Annotated in this window: 14 protein-coding genes; 5 read left to right on the forward strand and 9 right to left on the reverse strand. The window is 46.1% G+C overall.

Translation table 11 applies throughout. The features are described from left to right. Nucleotides 1-20: 20 nt before the first annotated feature. The 5 genes from fldA to CHRO_RS14650 all read right to left on the reverse strand — a co-directional run bounded on the left by fldA (nt 21) and on the right by CHRO_RS14650 (nt 4,429). Nucleotides 21-530 carry a flavodoxin FldA gene (gene fldA / locus CHRO_RS14635; protein WP_015155001.1) on the reverse strand — a complete coding sequence of 170 codons (510 nt, stop codon included), beginning with the start codon at nt 528-530 and terminating at the stop codon, nt 21-23. Nucleotides 531-703: 173 nt separating this feature from the next. Continuing rightward, complete coding sequence (locus CHRO_RS14640; RefSeq protein ID WP_015155002.1) at nt 704-2,227, reverse strand: chlorophyll a/b binding light-harvesting protein; 1,524 nt, start codon at nt 2,225-2,227, stop codon at nt 704-706. 81 nt (nt 2,228-2,308) lie between these two features. Then, on the reverse strand, nt 2,309-3,370 hold the full coding sequence (locus CHRO_RS14645) for a chlorophyll a/b binding light-harvesting protein (protein ID WP_015155003.1): 1,062 nt from the start codon (nt 3,368-3,370) through the stop codon (nt 2,309-2,311). A 124-nt stretch (nt 3,371-3,494) separates the two neighbouring features. After that, entirely contained in the window at nt 3,495-3,746 is a 252-nt protein-coding gene (locus tag CHRO_RS32295) for a hypothetical protein (RefSeq protein WP_181824173.1), read from the reverse strand. Then, nucleotides 3,731-4,429 carry a phosphoribosyltransferase gene (locus CHRO_RS14650; protein ID WP_015155004.1) on the reverse strand — a complete coding sequence of 233 codons (699 nt, stop codon included), beginning with the start codon at nt 4,427-4,429 and terminating at the stop codon, nt 3,731-3,733. The genes CHRO_RS32295 and CHRO_RS14650 overlap by 16 nt, the downstream gene beginning before the upstream one ends. 245 nt (nt 4,430-4,674) lie before the next feature. Here CHRO_RS14650 and CHRO_RS14655 point away from each other — a divergent pair, with 245 nt between their 5' ends. Next, the gene (locus CHRO_RS14655) at nt 4,675-5,364 is read left to right on the forward strand and encodes a uracil-DNA glycosylase (RefSeq protein WP_015155005.1); all 690 of its coding nucleotides are present in this window, start codon (nt 4,675-4,677) and stop codon (nt 5,362-5,364) included. Between the two features lie 23 nt (nt 5,365-5,387). Here the strand turns inward: CHRO_RS14655 and CHRO_RS14660 are convergent, their stop codons facing one another. The 3 genes from CHRO_RS14660 to tyrS all read right to left on the reverse strand — a co-directional run bounded on the left by CHRO_RS14660 (nt 5,388) and on the right by tyrS (nt 8,074). Beyond that, entirely contained in the window at nt 5,388-6,029 is a 642-nt protein-coding gene (locus CHRO_RS14660) for a hypothetical protein (RefSeq protein WP_015155006.1), read from the reverse strand. Then, nucleotides 6,029-6,739, reverse strand: a complete 711-nt coding sequence (gene pyrF, locus CHRO_RS14665; protein ID WP_015155007.1) for an orotidine-5'-phosphate decarboxylase — start codon at nt 6,737-6,739, stop codon at nt 6,029-6,031. The genes CHRO_RS14660 and pyrF overlap by 1 nt, the downstream gene beginning before the upstream one ends. A gap of 63 nt (nt 6,740-6,802) precedes the next feature. Beyond that, nucleotides 6,803-8,074, reverse strand: coding sequence for a tyrosine--tRNA ligase (tyrS, locus tag CHRO_RS14670; protein ID WP_015155008.1), 1,272 nt, complete (start codon nt 8,072-8,074; stop codon nt 6,803-6,805). Between the two features lie 119 nt (nt 8,075-8,193). Between tyrS and CHRO_RS14675 the strand changes: the two genes are divergently transcribed. The 4 genes from CHRO_RS14675 (at nt 8,194) to CHRO_RS32305 (ending at nt 11,222) form a co-directional block, all read left to right on the forward strand. Continuing rightward, entirely contained in the window at nt 8,194-10,104 is a 1,911-nt protein-coding gene (locus CHRO_RS14675; protein ID WP_015155009.1) for a transglycosylase domain-containing protein, read from the forward strand. After that, nucleotides 10,101-10,280, forward strand: coding sequence for a hypothetical protein (locus tag CHRO_RS32300; protein ID WP_181824174.1), 180 nt, complete (start codon nt 10,101-10,103; stop codon nt 10,278-10,280). Before CHRO_RS14675 ends, CHRO_RS32300 begins: the two co-directional genes overlap by 4 nt. A gap of 63 nt (nt 10,281-10,343) precedes the next feature. Then, entirely contained in the window at nt 10,344-11,042 is a 699-nt protein-coding gene (locus tag CHRO_RS14680) for a pirin family protein (protein ID WP_015155010.1), read from the forward strand. After that, nucleotides 11,043-11,222: a hypothetical protein gene (locus CHRO_RS32305; protein ID WP_181824175.1), complete on the forward strand. Its 180-nt coding sequence runs from the start codon at nt 11,043-11,045 to the stop codon at nt 11,220-11,222. Between the two features lie 36 nt (nt 11,223-11,258). Here the strand turns inward: CHRO_RS32305 and CHRO_RS14685 are convergent, their stop codons facing one another. Then, nucleotides 11,259-12,626: a phospholipase D-like domain-containing protein gene (locus tag CHRO_RS14685; protein ID WP_015155011.1), complete on the reverse strand. Its 1,368-nt coding sequence runs from the start codon at nt 12,624-12,626 to the stop codon at nt 11,259-11,261. Nucleotides 12,627-12,907: the final 281 nt, after the last annotated feature.

Here is a 12,907-nt window from a genome sequence, read left to right on the forward strand (position 1 = left end):
AAATTTCTGTTAACTGTTAACTAAATACCGAACTCTTTCTTGAGTTGCGCTACCCAAGCTTTTACTCGTTCGTCAGTTAAATCAGATTGATTATCTTCATCGATCGCCAAACCAACAAATTTCCCGTCTTTCACAGCTTTAGATTCATTAAAGTCGTAACCATCTGTAGACCAATATCCAACAGTTGTCCCACCTAATTCTGCAATTTTTTCTTCTAGAATACCCATTGCGTCTTGAAAGTTATCGGCATAACCAATCTGATCGCCAGTCCCAAAATAAGCTACCTTCTTTCCACTGAAATCAATGCTGTCTAAATCGGGAAAAAAACCATCCCAATCGCTTTGGAGTTCGCCAATGTTCCAAGTAGGGCAAGCAACAATCAAATTAGTATACTCCTCAAAATCGCTTTCATCCACATCAGCGATATTATGCAAATTTACTACATCCTCACCAAATTCTTTTTGAAGTGATTCGACAACCATTTCAGTTTTTCCCGTTGTGGAACCATAAAAAATCCCGACTTTTGCCATTCTATTCTCCTGGAATTATTTTGTTTGGAATTAGACCTAATTTGAACGTGGTGCATCAAAAGTTGTAGGGGCGGGTTTTTTGAGTAGTTCTGTCCTAAAACAAATAGTTGTGCGGTTAAACCCGCCCGTACGCGAGTAAAGAGTTAGTTGCGATCTGAAATTGGTTGAGTCGTTTAGCTTCCAATCATGGGAATCGCCCGAAATAAATTCAGATTATCTAAGAGCAAATAAGCAAAGATTGCTCCGCCAATTCCACCAATAAAAAATCCAGTCGAAAACTGACTCCAGTTATCTACAGCTTGTAGAGAGTCTGGTACGTTTGGTACTGTGACTGCAAAATTTGGGCGTGGAACTGTGACTAAACTTTTTTCCTGTGAGGTACTACCGTAAATTGAGAACCCAATCGTCAGGATGACAATTAAACTACCTGCGGCTAGTAAACCGAGCAAATTACTGGCGCGACTGTCGTTTAAAGAACCTAGCGAGCCTAGTATGGTAAAAGGACCGACTAACCAATAACCATGAGCCATCCCTATTTCTAACCCTCGCGAAAGAGGTGTAATACCAGGGCGATAAATTGGTAGGTATTTCAGAAAGTTCAGTGTCAGGTCGTTAGCCTCAACCGAGGAAAAGCGATCGCCCGAGCGAGGATTTGCCAACGGTGGCTGGATCAAGTCGCCTTTTTTCAAATCGAATCCAGCGGCGATCGCGCGGGAACGGAGGGCGTGCCAAATGTGACCGAGGAGAAATATGACGGCTAGAACGAAATGGAAAGATACTAACCAACCACGGCTAGAAACAATCCCAGGAGAACTTTCCAAAGTGCGAATTGGACCGTAAAAAACTTCGGGATATGCAGTATTGTTCACTGAGGCAAAGTAAGCTGCAAAAAAGCCCATATAGGCTACAGCGCCAATACTATAGGCAAGATACGCTTCACCTGAGTAAATTAAAACTCGACGCGCCCAGGCAAACGGCTGAGTCAAGATGTGAAAAATGCCACCACCAATTAGTATTCCACCAACCCAGATGTGACCGCCAACGATATCTTCTAAGTTATTGACAGCCGCCATTCCTTCTGAACCCCAAGCACCGAACAAGTAGCCAAAAATGCGGACTGGGTTCAGCGTGGGATGATTAATAACCCTCACATCTCCGCCGCCAGCTACCCAAGGGTCGAACAATCCACCCCAAAACATCGCCTTGGCGACGAGTAGTAAAGCACCCAAACCCAAAAGCATCAGGTGGATACCTAAGATCGTCGTCATCTTGTCGGTATCTTTCCAGTCATAACCGAAAAAGCCAGCCAAGGTGGGATTATCTTCTAACACCTCTGGTCCCAGTAAAGAGTGGTAAATACCACCCGCAGCCAGAATCACCGAAGGGATCAAATGCAAAACGCTGATGACAAAGTAGGGATAGGTACTAGTAATTTGCCCGCCAGCACCAACACCAAAGCCGAGAGTTGCTAAATGAGGAAGCAGGATCAACCCTTGTTCGTACATTGGTAAACTTGGGTTGTAACGAGACAACTCAAACAGAGTCATTCCGCCAGCCCACAACAGGATTAATGCAGAGTGGGCAATATGAGCGCCCAACAATTTGCCCGATAAATTGGTGAGACGAAAGTTACCAGCCCACCAGCCAACTTCAGGAATTTGGTTTCTGTATGGACTATCAGAAATTACTGCTGTCATTTATGCCTTCCTTGAGAAATATTTGCATCTTTTCGATCGCCAGCTCAAATTTAAGTTGAAACAATTTGCATTAAGCTAGCTTCAGGCAATCGGTTTGGGAAGGATTGCTGCCTCACTCACTCTCCCTTTACGGAAATCCAGCCCGCGCGATCGCAGTGCGTGCCAGATATGCCCTTGTAGGAAAAAGAAAGCTAACCAGAAGTGAGTGTTGGCTAACCAAGTCCGAGAAGTCACGAATTCAGGATCGGGCGATGAAAAGTAAGGTACAAAATTCTGCCGAATCGTGAGTGCAGGACCGTAAAATACTTCAGGATAAACGGTTGTATTGACTGAGACGAAGAGAGTTGCAATAAAGCCCATGAGCGCCAAAGCACCCAAACTGTAGGAAAGATAAGCTTCTCCCGACCAAACAAATAAAGGGTGCGTCCATTGAAACGGTCTGGTTGCAATATGGAACAACCCGCCCAAAATCAATATTCCACCAACCCAAATGTGACCGCCAACAACATCTTCCAGGTTGTCAACGCCAGCGATCCAGAAATTGCCTACTGCACCGAACAAATAACCATAAATTCTGGCTGGATTGAGTGTCGGGTTAGTCACGACTCGCACATTTTCCACGGCTGGGTCGTACAAACCGCCGAAGTACATTGCTTTGGCGACCAATAAGAACGCACCTATCCCCAGCAATACCAGGTGAATGCCAAGAATTGTCGTCATTTTGCCTGTATCTGCCCAATCGTAGCCAAAGAAACGAAATCGGTTTTCTAATGTGGCTGGACCGCGCAGGGCATGAAAAATCCCACCATACCCCAAAAATGCAGATGAGATTAGATGGATCGAGCCGATCGCAAAATAGGGGAATGTGCTTGTCACCTCGCCGCCAGCACCCACGCCCCAACCTTGAGCTGCTAGGTGAGGTAGTAGAATTAAACCCTGCTCGTACATGGGTTTGGCTGGATTAAAGTGAGCCAACTCAAATAAAGTCATTGCTCCCGCCCAGAACACAATTAGCCCTGCATGGGCTACGTGAGCGCCCAGGAGTTTCCCTGATAAATTAGTCAGGCGAAAGTTCCCCGCCCACCAGGGAACTTCGGTAGCATTTTGCTCTACCGATAACGGACTTTTAGCAACAGTTGTCACCGTGCCTCCTATTGAGAATAATATTCAACAGTCTGAGAGAACAGATTACAACATGAACTGAGTTATTGACAATAGTTTTTATTAAAATTTTTGAGCGAGTTAGTGAGTGGCTGGTGGTTAGTGGCTAGTGGAACCAGTAGTAAATAGGGTGTAAAGTGTAGGGTGTAGGGTGTAGGGTGTAGGGTGTAGTGTTTTTTTTCTCCGTGACTCTCCACGACTCTCTCTCAGCTGGGCGACTCTCTCTTCTCCCCCTTGTCTCCCTTGTCTCCCTTGTCTCCCTTGTCTCTCTTCTCCCCCTTGTCTCCCCCCTCTCCCTTGTCTCCCTTGTCTCCCTTGTCTCTCTTCTCCGACTCCCGATTGCTAACGCCCTAACCACAACTTCTGTTGTTGCAGGCAAGCAAGGGCGATTCTTGTTTCTACTTGAGGAAATTCTTCGTAAAAGCGGCTGACACTCAGAAAAGATTTGGGTGTGTGCAGAACGATTATCCGATCGCCCCATTGTTCTAGCCAAGGTAGCAAGGTTTGAGGTGCGACGGGAGTGCAGAGCCAAACTGCTATGTGATTTTGCGATCGCAGCGTTTGGGCGGCTACTGCCATTGTCATTCCAGTGGCAACGCCATCATCGACTAAGATCGCGATCGTATCTCGCGTTTGTTGGGCGATCGCGCTATGTTGGGAGCGACCAGAATTGAGGACTGCCATCTGCAATTTTGCCTTGCTCAGGGCTGCTTCCAGCGCTATTTTTCCCGGTGGTGAATTTTGGAGTGCGATTGATGTTTGTCCTGCCCACAAGACGTTACCATCTGCTGTAACTGCTCCAATCGCTAGTTCTGGGTTTTGGGGATGACCGATCTTTTTTGCCACCACAATATCTATCGGACAACGCAGTCGCCGCGCTACTGGCACTGCTACAGGCAATCCTCCCCGTGGTAGGGCATAGACAATCGGATAAGGGGCAACGTTAGAAACAGCCGCAATTTTGTCCAGAAGACGATGAATTTCCGGTGCTAGTTGTTCTCCAGCAGCAACGCGATCGCGAAACAATATAGCAGTTGACATACTTTCGGCTGAGGACGGCATACTGCTTATATCTTCAAGGATGTTTCCGCAGTTTAACTGTGTTCTACAGGCTTTTTTCCAATCGGCTAGCAAATGCAACAAGATTTATTTTTTTAGTAATAGTTTCCTCATTTTCAGTCTTAGTCGGGAGTTGTAAGGGAGATAAGTAGATAGAAAGAGGGTTAAAGTAGTCACAATTTCGCTACAATTGGAAGGTTTGCTAGCGCAGCTACAATTTTTATTCCATGTCTAGCGAAGACCAGCTCAGCTTATTTGCAAGTTCAGATGTCGTCGAACCAGTCGCACCGCCGCAACTGGATCTGATTCCCACAGATGCGAAAATTCCTATTCCCATAGGGACTTACCCCAGCCTAGTTGAATTGGCACAGCACTGCAATCAGTGCCAGCGCTGCGAACTAGGAGCAACTCGCCATCATGCCGTAGTTGGGCGAGGTCATCCCCAAGCCCCGATTATGATTATTGGCGAGGCACCAGGGCAAAACGAAGATGAGACAGGGTTGCCTTTTGTGGGGAAAGCCGGACAACTTTTAGAGAAAATTTTAGATTCTGTAAAATTAAATACAGACAAAGATATATATATCTGCAATATCAATAAATGCCGACCACCAGGAAATCGCACGCCTACCACCGATGAAGTAGAAGCTTGCAAGCCTTATTTGTTAGAACAAATTCGCCTAATCGAGCCAAAAATTATTCTTCTCACTGGCGCGACAGCACTTAAAGGCTTGTTAGGCGAAAAAAGAGCGATATCTAAAATTCGTGGTACGTGGTTGGAATGGCAAGGACGCTTGTGTATGCCCATCTTCCATCCTGCTTATTTGTTACGCAACCAATCTCGCGAAAAAGGTAGTCCTAAGTGGTTGATGTGGCAGGATATTCAAGAAGTGAGAAAAAAACTGGATGAGATTTGCTAGTAGGGTACGTTATTTAATGCACCCTACTCCTTCGCATCTCGCGCCCGACTTCTGGCTCGACAATCACGCAACCAAGTTTCAATTGCCTGGGCAATAATACCATCACTCGTTTCCTCTGGTGGCGTGGGGGGTCTTTTGCCAGCGCGATCGCCAATTCGAGTAAACATACTAGCCAAACGCCATCCATCTTCAGTTTTGGCGAAAAAAGCCCAGTGAAACCCCTGCAATTCTATGGCGCGATCTTTTAAATACTGTCGCTCCAAGGTCGTAAAAAATACCTGCTGCACGTCTTCACCATCCGCCTGTGGCGATTTAGGCTGGTAAACACCAGGATCGGTAGTTAAAGGTTCAAACTCTGGATTCCCTGCTACCAATACATACGTATAAAGATCTGTACTGCGGCTCAACCTACGAGCGCGTTGACTGGTGCGATTGGCGTATGCAGGCAAATCTCTAAGAAGTCGATCGGTCAGGGTTTTAATGTCCTGCGTTTGGCAACGGGAGTCGTACGGGCGCACAGCCGTGTGCCCGTCTTGAGGAGTTGGATAAGCAGGAAGTGGATTTAAAAGAACCAGCAAAATAGAGAGAAACTGTAGCACTCTCCCTTGTCCCCCTTGTCTCCCTTGTCTCCCTTGTCCCCCTTGTCTCCCTTTTTCCCGCTTCATCACCCCGCCAACTCCTGACAAATACGCTCCCAAGCCTCCTCTGGATTGGCAGCAGCAGTAATTGGACGACCAATGACAAGATAATCTGCCCCTGCTTTAATTGCTTGTGCAGGAGTGAGCGATCGCGTTTGATCGCCTTTTGCTGCCCAGCTCGGACGCACCCCAGGACACACTAAGAGAAAATCATCGCCGCAAATCCGCCGCAACTGTTCCACCTCTTGCGGCGAACAAACAGCCCCATCTAAACCTGCTTCCCGAGCTAATGAAGCCATTTCTAAGGCATATTCCGGTAGTTCCAAGGGAATTTTTAACTCAAAAGCAAGCTGACGAGCAGAAAGACTCGTTAAAACAGTAATCGCAATTAATTTTGGTGGTGCTACACCCGCCGTCTTTGCTCCCTCCTGTGCCGCTTGTTGAGCCAGTGACAAAGCATCTTTACCAGCAGTCGCATGAATCGTCACTAAATCGACTCCATACCCTGCTGCCGCCCGACATGCCCCAGCTACCGTATTCGGGATATCGTGAAACTTGAGGTCTAGAAATATTCGCTTTTGCCGCTGTTTCAACGTACTGAGAATACCACCACCACAGCTCACAAATAATTCCAAGCCAACCTTCCAAAAGCTGACCTGCGGCAACCGATCCACAAGCGCGATCGCAAGAGCTTCTGTCGGTACGTCTAGGGGAACGATAATTCGGTCTGTATGCATGGGTGTTGGGTTTAGAGACAAGGGAGACAAGGAGGACAAGGGAGAACGATCGCCAACTACCAACTACCCATTACCATTTACTAATTTGACAAATTTATTCTTGCCAACCTGTAAGACTTTACCATCCAATTCATCTGGAGAATTAAAGATTAGGTCTACTTGGTTGAGGCGATCGCCATCCAGTTTAACTGCTCCACCTTGAACTTGCCTGCGGGCTTCAGAACTAGTCGGACACAAACCACTGGCGCTGACAATGTAAAACAATTTTGCTGGAAATTTGATTTGAGATAGCGAAAATTCTGGTACGGCTGAAGTATCGGCTGTATTGCCTTGTACCAGTGACATTGCTGCTTTTTGAGCGTTTTGAGCGGCTTCTTTGCCGTGGTATTGACTGACAACCTCTAAAGCAAGCAGCTTCTGGCGATCGCGGGGAGTTTCCGGCAATCCATCTAAGGGTAAATTTGTCAATAACTCGAAATAATCTTTGAGCAAATGGTCTGGCGTTTTTTCCAGCTTGGAATACATCAATAGCGGTTCTTCTAGCAGTCCCACTTGATTTCCCAGCGACTTAGACATTTTCTGGTTGCCATCCGTGCCAATCAAAATTGGTAACAGCACGCCAAACTGTGGCTTTTGTCCGAAATGTCTTTGCAAATCTCGCCCTACAGCAATGTTAAATTTTTGGTCTGTCCCACCCAACTCTACATCTGCTTCTAACGCTACAGAATCGTATCCCTGTACCAGGGGATAGAGAAATTCGTGGATGTAAATGGGATTTTCTTTCTCGTAACGTTCGGCAAACCCTTCTTTTGCCAACATTTGCCCGACAGTCATCGTAGACAACAATTCTAGAATTTTGGTCAAATCGAGTTTTGACAACCATTCTGAGTTGTAACGAACTTCCAGCTTGTCGGGAGCAAAATCTAAAATTGGACGTACCTGATCTAAATAATTCTTAGCATTCTCGGCAACTTCTGCCGCACTCAATTGACGGCGAACTTCCGATCTGCCAGTGGGGTCGCCAATTCTAGCCGTGAAATCGCCAATCAGCAAAACGGCTTTATGTCCGGCATCCTGAAACGCTCTGAGCTTGCGGACTGGAATACTATGACCTAAATGAATCTCCGCGCCAGTGGGGTCAATCCCGAACTTGATACGCAAGGGTCGATTTGTCATTTTTAACAATTTTTCCAGATTTTCTTCAGGATTGCTAGAATCAGGCTGGTCTGGAAAGATTTCGCTGACACCACGTCGCAGCCAATTTGGATCGGGTGTCGCGGTGGCTAATTGAGAGCTTGGCTCTTGCCTTGGGGATGATAAATTCGTTACACTCACTCGCAACCTTCTCAATCGCTTAATTGACAGACTACTATAGTGACAAAATTATCCGCTGATTTGGCGATCGCGATCGCAGACAAATCTCTTGGCTATTAAGTTGAGGAAATTAAACCGCTGTGTCTTCTAGCATTGCCCGAGAAAAACCGAGATATTCATCACCTGGCTGGAAATTTCTGAAAGAAGTCAGTCAGGTGACAGGCGGAACCCTTCTAGCAGTCATTATGTTGACTAGTGCCATTGTAGCTGGAGGGCTAGTCGGCTTAGCAATTAGCTTCCGCAACTTACCCGATGTCAGAGTTCTGCGTAACTATATTCCTTCTGAAACATCTTACTTTTATGACATAAACGGCAAAGTCCTTGCCAGCATTCACGGCGAAGCCAATCGCGAAGTCATACCTTTAAATAAAATCTCTCCAGAATTAAAACGAGCAGTCCTGGCGATCGAAGACAGTCATTTTTATTCCCATAACGGCATAAATATTAGTAGCGTCGGGCGTGCCTCAATCGTCAACTGGCAGCGCGGGGCAGTTGCAGAAGGCGGCTCGACACTGACGATGCAGCTGGTTAAAAATATTTTTCTGACGCAGCAGCGCCGATTTAGCCGCAAAGTTGCCGAAGCAGTCTTAGCCATTCGTTTAGAACAAATTCTCAGCAAAGACCAAATTTTAGAAATGTACCTCAATCAAGTGTATTGGGGACACAACACCTATGGTGTAGAAACAGCAGCCCAAAGCTATTTCGGCAAGTCAGCCGCAGATTTAAATTTGGCGGAAGCGGCGATGATGGCAGGAATCATTCAAGCACCGCAAAACTACAGCCCGTTTGTCAGCATGAAAACGGCGAAACAACGCCAAGAAACTGTGTTGAACCGAATGCGCAGTTTAGGCTGGATTACGGCAGAGGAAGACGAGAAGGCGAGAGAAACGAAAATTACCCTGGGGAAAGTTCGCTCGTTCCAACGTAGTAGTATGCCCTTCGTTACTAATACTGCGGCTCAAGAGTTAGAACGGGAATACGGACTAGAAGCCGTGCAAAAAGGCGGGCTGCGGGTGCAAACTACCGTTGATTCCAGAATGCAGCAGATTGCTGAAGAAACCGTAGCAAAATGGCATAAAACCATTCGCTCTCAGGGAGTCCGCGCCGACCAAATGGCTTTGGTGTCAGTCGATCCGCGCACTCAATTTATTAAAGCATTGGTAGGTGGGGTAGATTATCAAAAAAGCGAATTTAACCGAGCGACTCAAGCTCGCCGCCAACCAGGATCTTCTTTTAAGCCGTTTGTCTATTACACGGCATTTGCTTCAGGAAAATTTACGCCCAATAGCGTTATTAACGATACTCCGGTCAGTTACCGCATCCCTGGGGGAATTTGGACTCCGAAAAATTACGATGACTCTTTCAACGGTCCCATGCCAGTGCGGCGATCGCTCGAAGTGTCGCGTAACATCCCCGCCGTAAAGCTAGGTAGCGCTGTGGGTTTGAATAAGGTGGTCGAGACGTGCCGCATCTTAGGCATCAACAGCCCGATGGAACCAGTGCCATCTTTACCATTAGGAGCGATCGGGGTTACGCCTTTGGAAATGGCAAGCGCCTACGCGACAATTGCTAATTACGGTTGGCAGTCCAAACCAACTATTATTGCCCGCGTCACCGATAGTAGTGGTAACGTTATCCTCGATAACTCTCCCAAACCCCAACTCGTCTTAGAGCCTTGGGCAGCCGCTACCTTAACAGACGTGATGAAAGGGGTAATTACTAGCGGTACGGGAACCGCCGCTCAAATCGGTCGCCCCGCCGCAGGTAAGACGGGAACCACATCTTCAGAACGGGATATTTGGTTTGTCGGTTTCGTGCCACAATTAGCAACAGCTGTTTGGGTCGGCAACGATAACTACCAACCTGTCGGTAAGGGTGCAACAGGTGGCGTATTTGTTGCCCCGATCTGGCGATCGTTCATGTCACAAGCCTTGAAAAATACCCCAGTCGAGAATTTCCGTCCTCCTTCGCAGTTCGATCGACCTAAATGAGGAAGTTGAGGGAGACAAGGGAGACAAGGGGGACAAGGAAGCAGGGGAGCAGGGGAGCTTCAGGTGCAACTACCAACTACCAACTACCAGTCCCCTACACCCCATACCCTTTCATCACGCATCACTTTCTTTGTAGGGAAAGCCGTACATGGCGGTGGTTCTTTTTTTTTGGTTAAATAATTTAATATTAAATTAATTGATATTGAACTAAATAATTCAAACCAAGTTGGAGGAAAGATATGATTACACTCAGACAAAGCCAAGAACGCGGACATGCAAATCATGGGTGGTTAGATAGCTATCACACCTTTTCATTTGCGAACTACTACGACCCCTCTCACATGGGATTTCGATCGCTACGAGTGATTAACGAAGATCGAGTCCAGCCAGGAAGAGGGTTTGGGACTCACGGACATCGGGACATGGAAATTCTCACCTACGTCCTTGAAGGCGCGCTCGAACATAAAGATAGTATTGGTAATGGGGAGATCGTCCGACCCGGAGAAGTACAAAGGATGAGTGCTGGAACGGGAATTATGCACAGCGAATTCAATCCTTCTGCTACCGAACCAGTTCACCTCTTGCAAATTTGGATTCTGCCCGATCGCCAAGGCTTAGAGCCGAGTTACGAACAAAAAGCATTTTCAGTTGCAGAAAGACAAGGAAAATTGCGGTTAATTGCCGCTAAAGATGGACGCGATGGTGCTGTGACAATTCATCAAGACGTGAATTTGTATTCAGCCATATTGCAACCGCAAGATCGGGTCACTTATCAATTGCAACCAAATCGTTATGCCTGGCTGCAAGTAGCGCGGGGTGCAGTGGCACTCAACGGTCATAGCTTGAACGCGGGAGATGGAGTAGCAATCGGTGCCGCTGAACTGTTAGAAATAAGCAGCGATCGCGACGCGGAAATATTACTTTTCGACTTGGCGTAGTTGCGGCGGGAGATAGAAGGGACAAGGGAGACAAGGGGGACAAGGGGGACAAGGGGGACAAGGGGGCGCAACTACCAACTACCAATTCCCTACACCCTTCTTTCTTTCTTCACTAGACCTCCTGCGTTGCGTACCCTTCGGGAAGGCTTCGCCAACAGAATGACATCCATGATTTTTTGATTCATGCAGGAGGTCTACTGATAACTGATAACTGATTTAACGACACACTTTTGCTTGAGGCATACTCGCTTTTCCTAATATTGCCGTGCGGTAAAGGCGATCGAATTCCCGTTCGTAGTGGGCTGCAACTGTGGGACGATCGATAATAATTAAGGTTTCATCATTAGAATAATTTGCCGCTTCCGACCAATTGTGGCTACCTGTAATGACTTGTCTGCCATCTAATATTGCCATTTTACTGTGTACGCCGCGATCGCCTGTTATTGCTTTGGGAAAACCAACTGTATTAATCGGACGATACCAAGGTTTGATATTATTAACACCCTTTTTGTGACGAGTCGGACACAGTCCCATTGCATCGTAGGCTTTAGAGTAAGATTGTCGATAAAAATCTGGATCTATTAGGATTTTAATATCTTCTACTCCTGTATCTCGTACTGTTGCTAAACCATCACTAATTTCTCGATCTGAAAATACGAAAACGGCAACATGCACGCTTTTTTTCGCATTTTTGATAGAATAAGCGATCGCACCGTTACTAGTCATGCCAATGCTTTCAGTGCGAGGGGCAGGTGAAAAGTTCAGCGTCACGTGACCCGTTCCAACTAAAATTGTTACAGGTTGTCTGCGAGGCTTATGAGATTTAAATAATCCCTGCCACATATAATTAAACTCATCTGTTAATGCTTGAGCAACTTGAGTATTATTGGGAATAATAACCATGTTGTTTGGATTACCGCGACTTGCCGGAACCTGAAAATCTCCATGCAAATCGGAAGTTGTAAAGTTACCGCTAGATATAATTGTAGTTTTATTATCTACAACTAAAAACTTGTGATGCATTAACCCACTGCCTCTAGTTTTACCATTGGCAGTATCGCTGTCGTCTTTAATTTCAATGCCATGCGATCGCAACAAAGCTAAGGCATCGATTGGATATCGTTTTAGTTCTTCGTAAGCTCGGCGATCGTGTCGCTTCATGCGAGCAATTTCCGCTGAAGTATAATCTGCTAAAGTTTTATTATATTGACTATCAATTATTAGTCTGACTTTTACACCTGCTTGCTGTTTAGCAACGAGTGCTTTTGCAACCAGAGGAAGTCGAAATTCCATCACTGCTACATCTATTGACGATTGAGCTTGAGATATGGCATCGATCGCTTGTTGTTCTAAATTGTCCCCTAAACGCATAAAATGCCGATAAGGATCTTGATAAGAAGCGGCTTGATTTTGATTAAAATAAACTTGAATAGCAGAGTCTTGAGGAAGCGGTTGAGTGATTCCTAAGTGTGTTTTGGGTTTGAATATTTGAAATAAAACAAGCCCAAAAACTAGTAAAAATACAAATAAAGCTATTTTGACTGTTCGTAAATGCTGGGGGCGAGTTAAGCGTTTCTGTCTCATTCCTAAAAGTCGTATTTTCTAGGCATTTTTTGAAGTTTTGAGAAATGTGTCGTCACAAGTAACTGGAAAGCCTGACTCATGATGATACGAACTTATAATTCCCAATTTCCGAGAATTGTTATCCTCATACCATTTCTCTAAAATTATCTTCTAGACGCTCTTCTATCGCCCCCCTTTTTCAGGGGGTTGAAGGAGCGAAAAACTCAGTTACCTCCTCGCCAGATCTCCCCTACCCCCTTTGGGAAAGGGGAAAACCAAAGAAAGTTGCACGTCGTGTCTTT

Origin of the sequence: Chroococcidiopsis thermalis PCC 7203 (assembly GCF_000317125.1) — a bacterium.
Taxonomy (GTDB): domain Bacteria; phylum Cyanobacteriota; class Cyanobacteriia; order Cyanobacteriales; family Chroococcidiopsidaceae; genus Chroococcidiopsis; species Chroococcidiopsis thermalis.